14 protein-coding genes and 1 pseudogene are annotated in these 17,712 nt (G+C 40.9%); 12 read left to right on the forward strand and 3 right to left on the reverse strand.

Annotation, left to right across the window (positions count from 1 at the left end; all coding sequences use genetic code 11):
• The first annotated feature begins 136 nt into the window (after nucleotides 1-136).
• The 9 genes from LC653_RS21460 to LC653_RS47925 all read left to right on the forward strand — a co-directional run bounded on the left by LC653_RS21460 (nucleotide 137) and on the right by LC653_RS47925 (nucleotide 7,407).
• Nucleotides 137-2,140, forward strand: a complete 2,004-nt coding sequence (locus LC653_RS21460; protein ID WP_229496809.1) for a primary-amine oxidase — start codon at nucleotides 137-139, stop codon at nucleotides 2,138-2,140.
• 120 nt (nucleotides 2,141-2,260) lie between these two features.
• The gene (locus tag LC653_RS21465; protein WP_229496810.1) at nucleotides 2,261-2,830 is read left to right on the forward strand and encodes a peptidylprolyl isomerase; all 570 of its coding nucleotides are present in this window, start codon (nucleotides 2,261-2,263) and stop codon (nucleotides 2,828-2,830) included.
• A 653-nt stretch (nucleotides 2,831-3,483) separates the two neighbouring features.
• Complete coding sequence (gene bchB, locus LC653_RS21470; RefSeq protein WP_229496811.1) at nucleotides 3,484-5,010, forward strand: ferredoxin:protochlorophyllide reductase (ATP-dependent) subunit B; 1,527 nt, start codon at nucleotides 3,484-3,486, stop codon at nucleotides 5,008-5,010.
• A gap of 181 nt (nucleotides 5,011-5,191) precedes the next feature.
• On the forward strand, nucleotides 5,192-5,527 hold the full coding sequence (locus LC653_RS21475) for a DUF6883 domain-containing protein (RefSeq protein WP_229496812.1): 336 nt from the start codon (nucleotides 5,192-5,194) through the stop codon (nucleotides 5,525-5,527).
• 3 nt (nucleotides 5,528-5,530) lie between these two features.
• Nucleotides 5,531-5,782 (forward strand): DUF4926 domain-containing protein, encoded by a 252-nt coding sequence (locus tag LC653_RS21480; RefSeq protein WP_229484162.1) that lies wholly within the window; start codon nucleotides 5,531-5,533, stop codon nucleotides 5,780-5,782.
• A complete protein-coding gene (locus LC653_RS21485) occupies nucleotides 5,760-6,134 on the forward strand; it encodes an immunity protein CdiI family protein (protein ID WP_229484163.1) in 375 nt (124 codons plus the stop codon). The genes LC653_RS21480 and LC653_RS21485 overlap by 23 nt, the downstream gene beginning before the upstream one ends.
• A 703-nt stretch (nucleotides 6,135-6,837) precedes the next feature.
• Nucleotides 6,838-7,128 (forward strand): type II toxin-antitoxin system Phd/YefM family antitoxin, encoded by a 291-nt coding sequence (locus LC653_RS21490; protein ID WP_229496813.1) that lies wholly within the window; start codon nucleotides 6,838-6,840, stop codon nucleotides 7,126-7,128.
• The gene (locus tag LC653_RS47920) at nucleotides 7,109-7,297 is read left to right on the forward strand and encodes a hypothetical protein (protein WP_229496841.1); all 189 of its coding nucleotides are present in this window, start codon (nucleotides 7,109-7,111) and stop codon (nucleotides 7,295-7,297) included. Before LC653_RS21490 ends, LC653_RS47920 begins: the two co-directional genes overlap by 20 nt.
• The gene (locus tag LC653_RS47925; protein ID WP_229496814.1) at nucleotides 7,255-7,407 is read left to right on the forward strand and encodes a Txe/YoeB family addiction module toxin; all 153 of its coding nucleotides are present in this window, start codon (nucleotides 7,255-7,257) and stop codon (nucleotides 7,405-7,407) included. The genes LC653_RS47920 and LC653_RS47925 overlap by 43 nt, the downstream gene beginning before the upstream one ends.
• Nucleotides 7,408-7,523: 116 nt before the next feature.
• Here the strand turns inward: LC653_RS47925 and LC653_RS21505 are convergent, their stop codons facing one another.
• On the reverse strand, nucleotides 7,524-10,070 hold the full coding sequence (locus LC653_RS21505) for a tetratricopeptide repeat protein (RefSeq protein ID WP_308189116.1): 2,547 nt from the start codon (nucleotides 10,068-10,070) through the stop codon (nucleotides 7,524-7,526).
• Nucleotides 10,071-10,974: 904 nt separating this feature from the next.
• Between LC653_RS21505 and LC653_RS21510 the strand changes: the two genes are divergently transcribed.
• Nucleotides 10,975-14,121: a plasmid replication protein, CyRepA1 family gene (locus LC653_RS21510; protein ID WP_229496815.1), complete on the forward strand. Its 3,147-nt coding sequence runs from the start codon at nucleotides 10,975-10,977 to the stop codon at nucleotides 14,119-14,121.
• 61 nt (nucleotides 14,122-14,182) lie between these two features.
• Here LC653_RS21510 and LC653_RS21515 read toward each other — a convergent pair.
• A pseudogene (locus LC653_RS21515) lies at nucleotides 14,183-14,590 on the reverse strand (DUF2470 domain-containing protein).
• A gap of 151 nt (nucleotides 14,591-14,741) precedes the next feature.
• Here LC653_RS21515 and LC653_RS21520 point away from each other — a divergent pair.
• Nucleotides 14,742-15,497, forward strand: a complete 756-nt coding sequence (locus LC653_RS21520; protein WP_229496816.1) for a metallophosphoesterase family protein — start codon at nucleotides 14,742-14,744, stop codon at nucleotides 15,495-15,497.
• 66 nt (nucleotides 15,498-15,563) lie between these two features.
• Here the strand turns inward: LC653_RS21520 and LC653_RS21525 are convergent, their stop codons facing one another.
• On the reverse strand, nucleotides 15,564-16,427 hold the full coding sequence (locus tag LC653_RS21525; RefSeq protein WP_229496817.1) for a M48 family metallopeptidase: 864 nt from the start codon (nucleotides 16,425-16,427) through the stop codon (nucleotides 15,564-15,566).
• Nucleotides 16,428-17,085: 658 nt separating this feature from the next.
• On the opposite strand from LC653_RS21525, the gene LC653_RS21530 reads away from it, so the two are divergent.
• On the forward strand, nucleotides 17,086-17,619 hold the full coding sequence (locus tag LC653_RS21530; protein ID WP_229496818.1) for a DUF4330 domain-containing protein: 534 nt from the start codon (nucleotides 17,086-17,088) through the stop codon (nucleotides 17,617-17,619).
• The last annotated feature ends 93 nt before the right edge of the window (nucleotides 17,620-17,712 follow it).

Raw genomic sequence — 17,712 nt, forward strand, 5'->3', positions numbered from 1 at the left:
AATTGATTAGACTGATGGGTTTTATAATTGGGGATACTGTTAGCAAATTAATTTGGCGTTAGTTTCTTAATCTATCGGTTTCTGAGCTATTGCTTAGAAATAAATAACTATAGGTTTGTTGAAAGAATGTAAAGGGATGATTAAGCGGCTACGTTTTTTTTGGATAGCTATTACTATCACTCTCGTCATTTCTATCTCATTGGGACTCATGGAAAGATTGACGGCTCAACAGCCTTCGATTTCCCATCCTCTGACTTCGCTAACAGAGGCAGAAATTAGTACAGCTGTTTCGGTCATCAAAAGAGAGAAAAGTTTGAGCGAAATGGCAGCTTTTCCACTGATCGCTTTACAAGAACCAGATAAAAAAGAAGTTTTGAAATTTACACCTGGTAAAGCTTTTGGGCGAAAAGCTTTTTTGGTAATCTATGAGCGATGCCTGCGGCAAGGAGTCTGTACTACGCAAAATAAAACTTATGAGGGAATTGTTAACCTAACAAGCAAAACCTTAAGTTCTTGGAAAGAAATACCCTCTGTTCAACCTGCGATCGTCGCTTCAGAATATGAACTGGCAACTCAGGTAGTTAAAGCCGATCCCCGATGGCAAAAAGCGATGCAAAGGCGAGGAATTACCGATTTTGATCGAGTCACAATTAGTTGTTGGGCACCAGGAATCTTAAGTAAACAGGAAGAAGCAACAGGTAATCGTCTATGTCGAGCCTTATCTTACTATAAGGGCAAAGGCTGGAACTATTACGGTAGTCCTATTGAAGGAGTGGTGGCAACGGTAAATTTGAACGCAGGTAAAATTGTTAGTTTCGTTGACAAGGGAAACGTACCTTTCTCTAAAGAAAACTGGAACTATGATGTAAAGTCCTTGGGCAAATTACTTTCACCACTGAAAGCATTAAAGATTCTGCAACCAAATGGTGCAAGTTTCCGAATTAATAACAATGAAATTAGCTGGCAAGGTTGGAAGTTTCGGTATTTAATGCATCCCCGTAGTGGATTGGTGCTGTACCAAGTGACACACGACGACGGGGAAAATGTCAGACCAGTTTTATACCGCGCTAGCCTATCAGAGATGGTAGTTCCTTACGGCGATCCAGATCCCACTTGGTCGTTTAGGAATGCATTTGATGTTGGGGAATACAACCTTGGTTTGCTAGCAAATACAATGGAATTAGGTAAAGAAATTCCTGAAAACGGCCTTTTGTTGGATGCTGTATTTGCTAATGAGCAGGGAGAACCTTATAAGATACCAGGAGTTATCGGTATCTATGAACGCGATAACGGAATGCTGTGGAAACACTATGACTACAATACTCAGCGTAATGATGTCCGTCGCAATCGAGAATTAGTGATGTCGATGACAACGGCCGTTGATAACTATGATTACAGCATTAATTGGATATTTCACCAGGATGGGACTTTGGAAGTCCAAAATGAATTAACGGGTATCGTACTGGCGCAGGGAACGGCTGCCCAAAAGCAATCTGAGGATGATTCCTATGGTCGGCTAATTGCTAAGAATATCTTCGGAGTAAATCACCAGCACTTTTTCAACTATCGCCTAGATTTCGATGTCGATGGTCAGGCTAATTCTGTGATGGAAATGAATGTGGAAGCTTTGCCGATGGATGAGAAAAATCCTTTAGGAAATGCGATCGCAATTACAGAAACCCCACTCACAAAAGAAACGGCTGCTGTGCGCGATTTGGATATGAAAAGCAGTCGGGAATGGATGATTGTTAGTGCAGATAAGAAAAATACGCTAGGGGCTGCACCTGGATATATGCTGATGCCTGGTGGAAACTCCATATTTTTCCCTGTGGAAGGCTCAAACATCCGTCAAAAGGCAGAATTTGCAACTCACCACGTCTGGGTAACAAAATATAAACCTGCTGAACTCTATGCTGGCGGTGATTATCCCAACCAGACTCAACCAGGACAGGGTTTACCAAAATATATTGCAGACGATGAATCTTTGACGGGTGAAGATATCGTGCTGTGGTACACAATGGGCGTAACTCATATTCCGCGATCGGAAGATTGGCCTGTGATGCCTGTTCACCGAGTTGGCTTTAAGCTAGTACCTAGAGGATTCTTTAGCCGTAATCCAGCAATTAATTTACCAGAGTAAAATATTCTTTTTCTAAAGTTTCCTTAGTTCAGTCTTTTCGCAATCTGTAAACGTGTAACTTGAATGCTGATAAGCTTATCGTAGGTCAAATACTGGCAGTTTTCATTCATAGGATACCTCATGAATTTTCCAGAAATTAATATTCCCGGTGAAGGCACACTGCACGCTCGTTTAATTACTTCCTTGGGTGAAATTATAGTTCTTTTGGAGGAAGACAAAACTCCCAACACCGTCAAAAATTTTGTAGGTTTAGCAACCGGGACAATCGACTGGAAAGACCCTAAGACAGGTCAATCTCAGAAAGGGACTCCTGCCTACGATGGAGTTCGCTTTCACCGAGTCATCCCTGATTTTATGATTCAATGTGGCGATCCCCTGGCTCGTTATCCAGATATGGCCAATCGGTGGGGTACTGGTGGCCCAGGATATCAATTTGAAGATGAGTTTCATCCTGAATTGAAACACTCTAGTGCCGGTATTCTCTCAATGGCAAATGCAGGACGCGGTACTAATGGTTCGCAATGGTTCATTACAGAAGGGCCAACGCCTCATCTTGACCGCAAGCACAGTGTTTTTGGTAAAGTTGTCGAAGGTATGGATATAGTCAACCGCATCGCCAATGTTCCTACAACTAGAGATCGTCCAAATCAAGATGTAGTGTTAGAAAAAGTAGAAATTTTTCGGCAGTAATTAATACCTCTCTAGGTTAATTTCTACTCCCTCGAATGAACAAATTGCGCTAGTGTTGTTCCCCCGTTTATTCCTTGTTTAAGGAGGGTTAGGGGGATATTGATACTACAACTTGATTCTTTACAAACATCCTCTGAGAGGATGTTTGTATTTTTTGAGAAGTTGTACATAAATTTTCTAAATTTATTGGTGATAGTTAATACTATTTATTTGTAAGGCTGCGCCAAACCCTTTTAACTTCTTTCTTTCTTTCTTTCTTCCTGTCCTACCCTGCGGGAAGCCACTTCGTGTCTATGCGTGCTTTGGGGTTCGTTTTTCTTTCTTCTTTCCTGTACTTAAATATTCTTTAGCGCATCTTCATACAGAAGTGGTATAACACACCGCCCCACATTGAAAACAAATTTGCCGAAAAATTAAGATTTATTTTAAAAAAGCAACAGTAATATTGTTAAATTAAGAAGCTAGATTCCAATCAGGAACAAGGTTTGAGCGATGCCTACGCCTACACACCGCAGCTAAAATCCTTACAAGTCTTCACTTCATCAGGGATACAACTTTTGAGACAATCAGAAACGATTTAATAATAATCAAGCACTTATAGTCCACTCTTATCGGACTCCGTGTTATTTCTATTGAAAAGGGAGAACACAAACATGAAATTGGCTTACTGGATGTATGCAGGCCCAGCCCACATCGGCACTCTGCGAATCGCTAGCTCTTTTAAAAATGTGCATGCGATCATGCACGCCCCCATTGGCGATGACTACTTTAACGTCATGCGCTCCATGCTATCGCGGGAGAGGGATTTCACTCCGGTAACAACCAGTGTCGTCGATCGCAACGTTTTGGCACGCGGCTCTCAAGAGAAGGTGGTAGATAACATCACCCGCAAGGATGCCGAGGAACACCCAGATTTGATTGTGTTAACTCCCACCTGCACCTCCAGCATTTTGCAAGAAGACCTGCACAACTTTGTCGAACGGGCGCAGTTGGAAGCGAAAGGAGACGTAATGCTAGCGGATGTGAACCACTACCGCTACAACGAACTACAAGCTGCCGATCGCACTTTGGATCAAATCGTCCAATACTACATTGAAAAAGCGCGGAAGCGGGGCGAATTGGCTGAGGGCAAAACAGCAAAGCCCTCGGTTAACATCATCGGTACTACTACCCTCGGTTTCCACAATAATCACGACTGCACCGAACTGAAACGTTTGATGGCTGACTTGGGAATTGAGGTAAATACCTTAATTCCCGAAGGTGCTTCGGTGAATGACTTGAAGAAGATGCCCAAAGCCTGGTTTAACCTAGTACCTTATCGTGAACTTGGTTTAACCACAGCTCGTTACCTAGAAGAACAATTCGGCACACCTTATATAGACATTACTCCAATGGGCGTAGTGGAAACTGCCCGTTGTATTCGCAAGATTCAGCAGGTAATTAAGGCTCAAGGCGCAGAAGTTGACTACGAAGACTTCATTAACGAGCAAACCCTGCATGTATCTCAGGCTGCTTGGTTCTCCCGTTCTATTGACTGTCAAAACTTGACTGGCAAAAAAGCTGTAGTCTTTGGTGACAACACCCATGCCGCCGCCATCACCAAGATTTTGGCGCGAGAAATGGGGATTCATGTTGTTTGGGCTGGAACCTACTGCAAATATGATGCAGACTGGTTCCGCGAACAGGTTAGCGAGTATTGCGATGAAGTGTTAATTTCCGAAGATCATGGTGAAATTGGGGATGCGATCGCTCGTGTCGAACCTTCTGCCATTTTCGGCACCCAAATGGAACGCCACGTTGGTAAACGTTTGGATATTCCCTGCGGCGTAATTGCAGCACCAATCCACGTCCAAAACTTCCCCATTGGTTACAAACCATTTATGGGTTACGAAGGCACGAATCAAATTACAGATTTGATCTACAATTCCTTCACTTTGGGAATGGAAGATCACCTGTTAGAAATCTTTGGTGGTCATGATACCAAAGAAGTAATTACTAGAGGAATTTCTGCTGATTCTGATTTGAATTGGACAAAAGATGGTCAAGCAGAATTGAATAAGATTCCTGGATTTGTGCGCGGTAAAGTGAAGCGTAATACTGAGAAATTTGCCCGCGATCGCGGTTTCAAAGAAATCAATGCTGAGGTATTGTACGCCGCCAAAGAAGCTGTCGGGGCGTAGTTTTGGGATTAGCAATTAATTAAATTAAAGGGTGTCCTGCATGGATGCCCTTTTTGCTTATATATCCCTGATTTTCTCATCATGGATGTAATATGCCAATCCGTCATAATTTCGTAGCTTACGGCAATTTCGTATTTTTGATTGCTAAATTAAAAATAATAAATTGGTTAAAAATAACATAATGAAAATGCCATCAGGTTTAATAATTCAAGATGGAAAAATAACTAAATACCTACTTATTTATCAACCTCAAAGTGATAAATCAAGATATCTAGCTTTAGCAGGATATAATCTTGACAACTGGGAACTTCTTAAGAACGATATAATAAATGCTGTAGAAGGTTCTGAAATTGCAAAAGCCACCCCTAGTGATTGGGGGACTCAGTTTGAGGTTAAAAGCGAGTGGTCTGGGCCTAGTGGTCGATTAATTAAGGTAATTACTATCTGGCAACAAGATGAAGAAACAGAATTTGTTAGATTTATAACACTATATCCTGATAAATCACGGGAGAATTAAACGATGACAACAGCTAGTTTATTTCAGTGGGTAGAACTGAAGCAGGATGTTCCTAACAGCCCTGTAAAAGCTGGCGATAGAGGGGTTGTGTTGGATCATCTGCGTCCTACTAAAACTCAGCAAGAGCCAGGATATATTTTAGAAATCTTTAAAGACGGTGAAACTCTAAATGTAGTTACTGTGCCTATTTCCTGGGTTAACCCTCTACCTGAAACCTGGGGAAGTATTGAACATGATACAAGACAGACAGTTTAATACAGAAAAAATCAAACTCATGGCTGACTATGGATGCTATCCACTATGGTGGGTAAGTCCTGAGATTGGCAACATTAACCCAGAGACATTGCCATTAATTCAAGAAACTATTAAACGCTTGGACAAATGGGAAGAAATTTACAATGCAACATTAAATTGGCAAGATCCTACTAACTCGCCAGATTTGAGTGCAGAGGTTGAAGCGGCTTTTGAAGAAGAAGGAATTAGTCTGTGGAAGCAATTGCAAACAGAACTTGCACCTAATTATCAAGTTGTTTATTTCAGTGAGCTATTAGGCAAGGTTTTAACTCATCCTAGTGAATTAGAAGTTTTACGTCCTATTCAGCAATGATTTCACGTGATAGAATATAAATCTAGTGCAGTATCAATAAATTTAATTGCGATCGCGGTTTCAAAGAAATCAACGCTGAGGTACTTTATGCCGCAAAGGAAGCTGTCGGGGCTTAATGATAATTTAGTTATCAGCTAGAATACATAGAAGAGTGTTTCTTTGAAAGAATACTCTTCTGCTTATGATAAAATAAATTTTATTGTACAAACTAATTTATTAAAAATGATGTATTTATGAGCAGCAATCAATTACCCAGCAGTTCTAACGAAAATAGACTATACACCAGACTCATTACAACTCTAAAAATAGTTCAGTTTATCGGTTATTTCATTGTAGTCGTTTATTGTTTTATCATATTTTCAATGTTTGGTCAAAGTTTAATTGTTACTGGATATAGTAAAATACTTTTTGGGTATTTAATTAATGCGGTAATTGCCTGCATTATTATATATATATTTACAGCAGTATTGATAGCAATAATCGACCTTTTAAGCCGCATAGAACGGAATACAAGGTCTGGATAATAACTGAGGACTAATCATACATTATTTGGAATTACATAACTAGGTAAGTTGATAACTGTAAGAGCCTTTAAAACATACTGCCTAACCTGTGGAGCAGGATGAGTTAAGTTATCTAATAAAAGATGAATAGCTAAATCAGGAATATTTTTCAAGCTTATAGCATTAGGAAATATCCCACCATGTCCAAGCAGACAAACTTGACTGATGCTCGTAACAACCTAGCCGAACTCTGCAATCAAGTAGTTGCAGATAGAGAAGTGGTAATTATCACTCGACAAGAAGGCGAAAACGTCGCCTTAATTGCTGTTGATGAACTAGATAGTTTACTAGAAACATCTTATTTACTTCGTTCACCTAAAAATGCAGTCCGTCTGTTAACTGCTTTGGAAAGAGCAAAAGCTAGAACTTTAAAACCTCAAAATATTAACGAACTACGTCATGAGTTGGGAATTGACGAAGAAGAAGGATAAAACCCAACCCCAAGAAAATAAAGTTCGAGATGCTGTATTTCATCCAGAATTTCGGGAAGACCTCGCCTATTGGGTAGGACAAACCGGAAAACTGCGCTTCGGGCTTTTAACTTGGTTGAAGCGATTATGCGAGATCGTTTTACAGGTATTGGGAAACCTGAACCATTGAAATACTTAGATTCAAATGCTTGGTCGCGGCGACTTACTCAAGAACACCGGATTGTTTATCTAGTAAGTGATGACCGAATTGATTTTCTTCAAGCTCGATATCACTACTGAAATAGCCAATACCAGTAATGTGACTTTACAGCTACTTTTAGTTATTTTCCTTACATTGTTAAAATAGCGATGCCTACGGCGGACTGTGCCTACGCACCTCTATTTATTGCAAAAACTTAGTGCGATCGCTTGTATTTTTCTAGCAATTGCGGCAAGTAATCATAACCGTCCACGCCAATAAATTTAATGATGTTAGTTCGGTACTTTACTATTAATTGCTGTACGGTTTCATCTCCTAATTTACTCTGTAAAATTGTTAATAACCCAGCCGCTTGCCGCCATTCCATCGCAGCAATTTGCTCTAATAAATACATCCCTAGACAGCTATTGTATACAGCTTTTTCATAATTATTCAGGTTGTAGTAACTTTCCGCCAGATACAAAAAGTTCAGCCCTTGCAGATATTTATCACTAGAAAACTGCACCGCCTCACTGCCTTTTTCTAGGTATTCTACAGCAGCTTGAGGTTTTTCTAAGGCGACGTGAGCAATACCAAGACTGATGTAACAAAGGGCTTGAGTTTGGCGAGCCGCCAAGCTGATACCAAATCGTGAATCACTCAATTTTTCTGACAATTCCAAACCTCGGTGCAAGTATTCTATTGCTTGTTCATAGACATCTGGTTCTATGCGTTCCATCTGCTGTGCCGCAAACACTTCGCTATAGCCTAAAGTTGCCAAGGCGTGAGCTTCTCCTAAGCGTTCGCCTGCTTGACGAGCCAAAATTAACGCCCTCTGGCTGTAGTTAATCGCCTGAGAATAATCTTTTTGAGCAACGCAAACACGGCTATTGTGGTTGAGATTGGCAATTTCACAGGGTTGATCCCCGGCTTGGCGGGCAATTTCTAAGGCTTCCTGGTGAAATGAGTTAGCCTCTGGATATTTACCTAAAATAAACTGGGAATAGCCCAACAGCGTTAGTATCCGCGCTTTTTCTTGAGTACCTTCCACTTCTTTTAGTGGTGTATCCAAATAAGCGATCGCATCTCGCAGCGCATCCCTACCGAAAAAGGCAAAAACTCCGCCGTAAAGGGGAAAGTATTCGCGATGGGCAAAAGTTCTGAGAATTTGTAAGACGATCTGAAAACAGGCTTTCGCTAATTCTTCGCCTTTGCTGCGATCGATACTGGTAGCGATACGGAAACCATTAGATAACTCGCACCAAACTGCAGCGAAACTGAGAAAAGTGGCAATGGACGCAGATGTACCCCATTTGGAATCGTATGGTTGTCTTTCAAACCAAGTCACCAAACTTTGCTGTATTCTTTGGAGAATTACTGTCAACTCCACCCAGTCTTTCATATCTATATAAGACTGGCGGACAACTACCTCCGTTGTAGATCCGCCATCAGCCAGTGCAGAAAATAACAGTTTTGGCAAGGGACTGCTGACTTTTAGTGCCCATGAAGCCCAAGGGTCTTGCTTTGGTTGGGACTCTTTCAATCCTAATGGAGTTGCTGTTGGCTCGTAAATCCAACTGACAAGAGAACCTTCTAATTGCTGATAGGATTCTACGCCGTTAGCAATGCCGATCGCTAGTTGTTGTATTTCTTGTTTTAGGTGGAGATCCTCGTGAGAAGACACCGCTTCCTTTAACTCTTGCGCCAGTTGTTGTAATTGATTTTGGCTGAAAACTTGGTTTTGGTTGGGGTCAATAATTTGTAACAAGACTGAAAAGCGAGAAGCTTCTGAGGCTGTGAGAATTTGTTGCACAGCTGCGGTGACTGCGGCTTGATTTCGCTTTTGTTTTTGGATTCGTTCCCATTCCCCTTGAATACTTTGTAATGCTTTGAGGGTACGATTTAAACGAGCTTTCTTTAACTCAGGAGTCTCTTTTTGGAACAAACTCGCAGAATTTATCACCTTATCTAGTTCAGATTGGGTGGAATGTGAGCGATCGCTCAAACAGCGTTCAAAGATTTCACCATTACCACTGCTTACATTTTCTATTAATTGGCGATATATAAACTCTTTGGAACTGATTTTACCTTTGAGGGCGGTAGTAATAATTTCCTCGATTAACTTTTGATAGCAGTCAGAGAAGGAATTAGATGCTGCGGCTGGCGTAGGTTCTGCTGCTAGATTATTTGTTTCAGAAGTAGAGGAATCGGATATTTCTTCTTTAGTTGGCGTTACTAAAGTTTCCTCAGAAGTAGAGGAATCGGATATTTCTTCTTTAGTTGGTGTTGCTAAAGTTTCCTCAGAAGTAGAGGAATCGGATATTTCTTCTTTAGTTGGCGTTACTAAAGTTTCCTCAGAAGTAGAGGAATCGGATATTTCTTCTTTAGTTGGTGTTGCTAAAGTTTCCTCAGAATTTATAGGTGAAGCATTTGCTTTAGAATTAGATAAGTAATAATCTGCTAAAGAGCCGCAGAGAAACTCTTCACGAAAGCTGTCTATTTTGGCAACTGACTGGATTTTGCGGTAACGACGTTTCTGATACCATAAACCAGAAATGAGTAAGCCTGCGATGACTCCTATGCCAACTCCTGCCATAGCAACCTTGGCATCTTCTAAAGCTTGATTTTGTTGCCCAGATTCGACAGTCGGATTGGAAGATGCACTTTGAGCTATAGCATAGTCACTCGCTGAACTTAGCTGCACGCTAGTGGCGATCGCCGCAAACGACAGTATAAATCTAAATATTAACTTTGATTTCCACATAATCTGATAGTTTAAAAATATGTTATCAATTTCTGGGTTGCTTCTGGTTTAAGGTAGATATCAGACAAAGCAGAGTTTTTCGAGACTAACCGCCTCCCTAAGGAGTGGAGAGTCAAAAATAAAACTAACTAGATCCCTTTTTTACCAAGGAAGTTACCTTCATATAGAAAATAAACTTTGTCAACAGTAGTTTCCAGAAGATGTTCTTATTTCTTAACATTATTTGTGCATTTAGGAATCTTGACAAAGCCAGATGTTAATATCGGTTTTCAAAATATTTGTATCAGGTATTTCGTAAAATGGTTATAACTTATAGCGATCACATAATCAAACAGCATTGAGATCGATAGCCAATGGCCGCAGAAGTTGGCATAGATCCCATTAGTGCGTCACCGATAGCATTAGCGAGTCATCTCACTCGGGGAGACGCTTTAGCGCAACGAGCGTCACAGCCCGTCGTAGACATCACCTCTTGGGTTTGGAACGTAGAGCCATTAAAATGTAAACTTTAAGATACTTGCACCGAGTTTCTAGTATAGTGTGGCGGAAGTTCCCTACCTTAAGGGCTTAAGCTCCTTGCTGGTTTGAGGTGGTAGCTGGATTTATGCCAAGGTGTACGAAGATACTACCCTATAGCGATCGCTGCGGCAACCCCTGAGGCGATCGCATTCCTTAACGCAGAAATTTACTGATAAATAAAAATTAATAGCGAACAAATATCACAATACAAAATTATTACTTCGGGGATCTAAAAGGCAGAATAACCTACTAAAGTTAGAACCGATGTGTCTCCCATGACGAAGTAAAAAAAAGAATCATAAAAGCCTCGCAATCTCTCTTAGATAAAAAAAGCAGATGCATGTTAATGTTTTAATCTCATTGTCTTCCCTTTGTTCCTTTCCCTATGCATCTGCACTATTTACACCCCCAACACCTTGAAGAATTAGTCAAGAGTAGTGGTATAGACTTACACTTAGTGCAACTCAATTTTAGGTCGCTCCAAGGCGTAACTGCTTATGAGTACCTATTGATTTCTGAGCTACTCCCTCGCACCAATACAGGAATGGTGAAAGCTGGATGGTTGCAGCGTTATGCTCATATTACTGAAGGTGGTTGGTGGTGTTCCGGGCTAGACCCTTTGAATAATTGGCAAATGATGGAATGGGGATGCTTTAAGCCAAACCAACCCCGACAGAATCACAATGGTAAGTCCATCAAATACGAGCATCCCCCCAGCACACCAACGCGGGTGTTTTGTTTGCGCGTAACGCTGCAAGTGTGGCAGCAAGTCGCTAAACGTTACAATCTGGTCATGCCTGACAATATCACTATTACTGCTGATGGTGAAGCTGAAGGCTTTTGGCAATGGGTAATGCAACATAATATTCCCCTGATTCTCTGCGAGGGTGTGAAGAAAGCAGCCACACTGTTGACGCAAGGATATGCAGCTATTGCCATTCCCGGAATTACTAGTGGTTATCGGGTTGTTAAAGATGAATTTGGCAAAGTTACCCGTCGTCAGCTAATTCCTGATTTAGCAGCGTTTGCAATTACAAAGCGTAGCTTTTATATTTGCTTTGATTTTGAAACTCAACCTAAAACAATTGCTGCTGTAAATAATGCTATTTCTCGACTTGGTTCTTTATTCCAGCAAGAAAAATGCACTGTTAAAATTATCGAACTTCCAGGAATAGAAAAAGGAGTTGATGAGTTTATTGTTGCCAAAGGTGTAAGTAGTTTCGAGAAAGTTTATCGTCAAAGTGTTGATTTAGAAATTTATCTTGCTCAAACCAAACCCCACACAGAGTTAACTATTCCTGCTGCACTCACCTTGAACCGCCCTTATATAGGTGAAATCCCTTTCCCAACTTCTGGATTAATAGGAGTCAAGTCTGCAAAAGGAACAGGTAAAACTACAGCATTGCAAAACGTTGTTCAGCAAGCAAAAGTTAGAAATCAACCCGTTTTATTAATTACTCACAGAATTCTACTAGGAAGATTTTTGTGTGAAAAAATTGGTATTCAATGGGGAACACATAAAGAAGATGCGGATAAAAGGATTGATAAAACACTTACGCCCGCTCCTCCCATTCTCCGCTCACTCTCTCCTCAGCAATCTCTTGGATTGTGCGTTGATTCTATTTGGAAACTTAACCCTGAAAATTGGCGGGGAGCAATAGTAATTCTGGATGAAGTAGAGCAGTCTTTGTGGCATCTATTAAACAGTAATACTTGTAAACACAAGCGTGTAAAAATATTAAAATTATTCCAGCAACTAATTTCCACAGTTTTAACAACTGGGGGGTTAGTAATTGTCCAAGATGCTGATTTATCAGATGTGTCACTTGAATATTTACAAGGATTGGCAGGAATTAAATTAACACCTTGGGTAGTTCTCAACCAGTGGAAACCTCAGCATGGTTGGGACGTAACTTTTTATGATTCGCCGAATCCAACATCCCTAATTCACCAACTGGAATTGGATTTACTTGCTGGACGTAAATGTTATGTTACTACCGATAGTCGCGCTGGGCGTTACAGTTGTGAAACAATTGAACGCTATTTGAAAGAGCGGTTACAAAAATTACGACGGCAATTTCCTAAAACTCTGGTGGTTAGTAGTCACACTACAAACACACCTGGACACGAAGCGGTTGATTTTATCGCAGCTATTAATCAAAAAATCTCTGAATATGACGGCGTTTTTGTTACCCCTAGCCTTGGTACAGGAATTAGTATTGATGTCCAACATTTCGACCGAGTTTATGGCATTTTTCAAGGGGTAATTCCTGACTCGGAAGCAAGACAAGCATTAGCAAGAGTGCGGGATGATGTGCCGCGTGTTGTCTGGTGCGCTAAACGAGGTATTGGCTTAATTGGTAGTGGTAGTACAAATTATCGCTTGCTATCTGATTGGTATCAAGAAAATCAAAAAGAAAACTTAGCTTTGCTTAGTCCACTACATAAAATAGATGTGGATTTACCTTTAGTTCATGATCCGATTCATTTGCGAACTTGGGCCAAGTTATCTGCACGGGTAAATGCCTCTATACACCTCTACCGTCAATCGATGCAAGATGGTTTGATTGCTGATGGGCATCAAATTCAGATGCGAAGTAATGCTGTTCATAATAATATTATTCGAGATTTACGCCTTGCGTTTTTGGCAACTGACGCTGATGATTTAGCTACCCGCAGAAGATTAGTTTTAGAAATTGTCAAAGTTCAAAAAGATTGGGCGCAAAGCCGTCAAAAAGCTAAAGAAATTAAACGCAAAATTAAAGATATTAAGCAGCAAAATCAACTATCGGTAGCAACTGCTGTAACTAATGCTAAAGATATCGATTATGTAGAATATGAGCAGCTATTAGTGAAGCATTCCCTGACTGATGGGGAACGCAACCAAATCAATAAATATGTTCTCAGACAAAGGTATGGTATAGAAGTTACTCCTTGGCTGAAATTGCAGGATGACCACGCATATTATCGTCAATTGTTAATTCATTATTATCTAACTCACGAAAGCGAGTATTTTCACGTCAGGGATCAGCAAGAATGGCATCAGCAATTGTCTTGGGGTGAAGGGAAAGTTTTTCTCCCAGATTTAAAAACTTACACGCTCAAAGTTGAGGCGATGAGAGCTTTGGGAATGCTTCAGTTTCTCGAAGTAGAACGAGAATTTACCGAAAGTAATCCAGATTTGATATTGCTGAAAAATATTGTTTTTCAGCACAGTAAGCATATTAAAAGAGCGCTTGGGATTAACTTAGTTGGGGAGAAAGAGCAGGTTTCAGCAATAAAAATACTCAGCCGACTGTTAAATTTGTTGGGCTTGAAACTAAAGCGAGTAAATGAGGTTTATCAAATCGACTTAGAAACGCTTTATGATGGCAGGGAGAGAATATTTGCCGTTTGGCATCAACGGGATGAGTTAATGTTGGCTGATGTTAAGAGTGTTGGCTATGAGTTGCCTGATTATTCTTCAGATTGGAAGCTTGAAATTATCCAAACCAAGGCTTATGCCACAGTAGCCAATACCCTTGACAACTAAGACAAAGCGAAACGGCGTGTCTAAAGACACCCAAGCATTAGCCATACAATTATCCCAATTTCTAATTTGCCTTCACCCGCGCCTGCTTCACCATCGCAATTAGAGTTTGATGGGCATCTTCCGCATCTGCTAAAACATGATCAAACTGAATGCGAACTGACACAGCTTCCCCATTCACTTGCGCTGTCAAATCCATACCTTGTGTATCAATTGACAGCATTTGTGCTGCGATGTCTCCGACGGGCTACGCCTACGCATCTGTTACACCACCAAAAGCCTTAGCATAAAGAACTATGGCATCAGCATGATCATCATTCATGTGCTTGCAGATGCGCGAACTAATATCAGCAGAAAAATCCTTAGACATTGTTGAGATAGAAAGTGAGCAATACAGCAACAGCTTAAATTTTAAGCTAACAACGCGAAGGAAATTTGCTGATTTTCTTTCTTGGCACTCAAGATTCTGCATTTTACCCGATTGCCATCATAAATATATTTTATTTATGGGGTAATAATTAAATTAAAATAAAACTTATTCAGTATTTTTACCTTCTATTATGGAAACCAGACAGCTTAAACTGTAGCAGAAGTATTAGCCAAACTATTGAAGCTAAAAGACAATGAGCGAAACTAGCCCCAGACGAATTGTAATTGGGGATGTGCATGGCCACTATGAAGGTTTGATGACATTATTGGAGGCGATCGCCCCCACGTCAGACGATCAAATCTATTTTCTGGGAGACTTAATTGATCGTGGCCCTCATAGTTCACAAGTAGTTAATTTTGTCAAGCGACATAACTACTCATGTTTGTTGGGAAATCATGAGCAGATGTTATTAAACATTCTGACCAATGAAAGGACTTCCTCCCCAACGATGCAAGCATGGCTGTACAGTGGAGGGCAAGCTACCGTGGACAGTTACCACGAGGCTCCAATTCCTGATGACCATCTGGATTGGTTCAAGGCTTTGCCTACATATCTCGACTTGGGGGATATTTGGTTAACTCATGCTGGTGTTGACCCTTCCAAGTCGGTGGCAGAACAAACTGCCGATCAACTGTGCTGGATACGAGAAGAATTTCACAGCATTGAAAAACCCTACTTTCCAGATAAGCTCATTATCATCGGTCACACCATTACCTTTACTCTGCCGGGTGTTTCTCCTGGTAAACTGGCACAAGGGCAGGGATGGCTAGACATAGATACAGGCGCTTATCATCCTCGGAGTGGCTGGTTGACTGGACTAGATGTCACGAATAACTTGGTTTATCAAGTTAACATTTTTAAACACTATCTCCGCACCCTGCCCTTAGAAGATGTAGTGATCAGAGTTGATCCTGCTAAAATCAAAGTCGATCGCCGCAATAAGAATTAAGCAATATTCGAGATGAGGGGGATGAGGGAGACAAGGGGAATAACCAATGCCCAATGCTTAATACCCTCAAGACCTTACTAATGGTCGAATATTAGCTTTATAACTAGCCTTATCCAAGCCATAATTTCCCTTACTAGGTTGAGAGTTAATTGCACGTCTGAGGCCGTCAATGCGATCGCTCGTTCCGGGGTGCGTACTCAAAAATGTCGGGACAGAACCACCCTTTTTCAGCAGCTTTTGCATAAAAGTAACCATCCCAGACTGGGCATAACCAGCGCGTGTCAAAGTTCGTAGTCCTCTTTGATCGGCATCAAATTCATCTTGACGACTGCGGGGACGATTCAAGGCAAGTTCTACACCAATCCCTACAGCTGTATTGCGATCTAAACCAGTTGCTGTTGCTAAACCACTAGCGATCGCTTTTTGCCGCATCTGTTTAACCAGGTGTTTCCCGCCAATGTGACCAATTTCATGGGCAATAACACTTGCAAGTTCTGCTTCATTATCTGCGGCTTTCAGTAAACCTGTGTGGACATATACATAGCCTCCTAAAGTTGCAAAGGCATTAATAGCATCATCATCAACTACTTGGAAGGTAAAAGGAAGGTTGCGGCGATCGCTACTATCTGCTAAACGCCGACCAATTTGTTCGACATAGCGATTAACTTTAGAATTCCGGTAAAGTTTGACTTGACTCCCCAGTATTTCCTGATTAATCTGCTTGCCAATATCAGTTTCCTGGCGATCGGATATATTAGAAAGCTGAAGTACTTGGACTCCCTGCAATATAAGAGGCAAGAAGTCTAAAGTTCTTCCAGGCAAGGGTGTACTCAGGCACAGACTCAGGGCGACTACCACCGAAATTAGCGGATAAAACCAGCGACGCCGCCACACACGGTAACTTGCAACAAAACCTTTCCAATTGAACATAATACGCTCTAAAGATTATTTCGGGAGAACATAAAATTATGGGACAAATTATGAGACGGATTTAGAGTATTCTAAGTTGCATTCTTAACTCAAAACCAAAGGAGTTGTGATTCAGCTAATGCTTACGCAAATCTACCGAATTGCGGGGGGTTAAAGATTCTCTCTAGAGATAGGCTTAAACACTAGATATTACTTTCTCGGTGCGTCAGTCTTAACGGACAAAAATTTGAGGGTTAACTGCCGCCTCTGCGAACTTACGGGAGCATCCCAATGCAAGCAAATTTACCAAGTTAGCAGGTAGTCATTGCGAATGGAGCGTTCGCGGTAGCGTCTCGTAAGAGAAGCGGAATGTTCGCCCAAGGCGTTCCCGAAGGGTAGCAATTGCAAAGTCTAGATGCTGCGATTGCAACTCTAAGAGACGCTTCGCGAACGCTTCATTTCATTACGTACCCTGCGGGAACGCCTTGGGCGAACGCAATGACAAAATATGTTTTTACACATTTGGGATGCTCCCGAACTTACGAACTCGTGATAAACTCTCGCATAACCGCAACGCCCAGTCGCTTTGAGTTATTACCAAATAGGGAAAATATACTATTCCCATTGAAAACCTTCTTGCTACAATCAATTACTTCGCTATTACCTCGGAAAAGTTTTTATGGCTATTTTAGATTCAAAAGGCCGTTTGTTCGGCAAAATCAACCTCCTAGATTTAGGTGCTGCGCTGGTAACTCTGCTAGTTATATTTGTCGTCTCGTCTAGCATCTTATCTAGCTTGGGGGTTGCCCAAGTTGGTGAGAAGCTAGTACCCATAGAAGTAGACTTAGTAGTTCGTGGTTTGAATGTCCGTGATCCTGAGCAATTATTCAACAACGGTTTAAAAAAAGGCGGGAAAACTAATGTAATTATCCGCAATCAACCCTACGGACAGATTGAGATTAAATCCGTTCAACAGCTACCTAGAACAGTCAATGTTTTTCAACCTGATGGCACTGTTAAAGAATTGCCAGATCCAAAGATCAACAATTTTAGTACAGATATGCTTTTGACCTTAGAAGGTAAAGCCAAAAGCACAGAAAGCGGACTAGTGCTAGGTAGCAGTAAAGTTAAAATTGGAATGCCATTTGAGTTGGAAGGCTTTAACTACAACTTCAATGCGACTGTTATTGATATCAGATTAAAAGACAAATAGCATTCACATTTTCGTTTTCAAAAAATAGCCTGATAAACCGAATTTTATATAATCTACAAAAACTCGGTTTATCAGATTTATCAATGGATGTTA

The organism is Nostoc mirabile CHAB5784 (assembly GCF_020829645.1).
Taxonomy (GTDB): Bacteria; Cyanobacteriota; Cyanobacteriia; order Cyanobacteriales; family Nostocaceae; genus Nostoc; species Nostoc mirabile.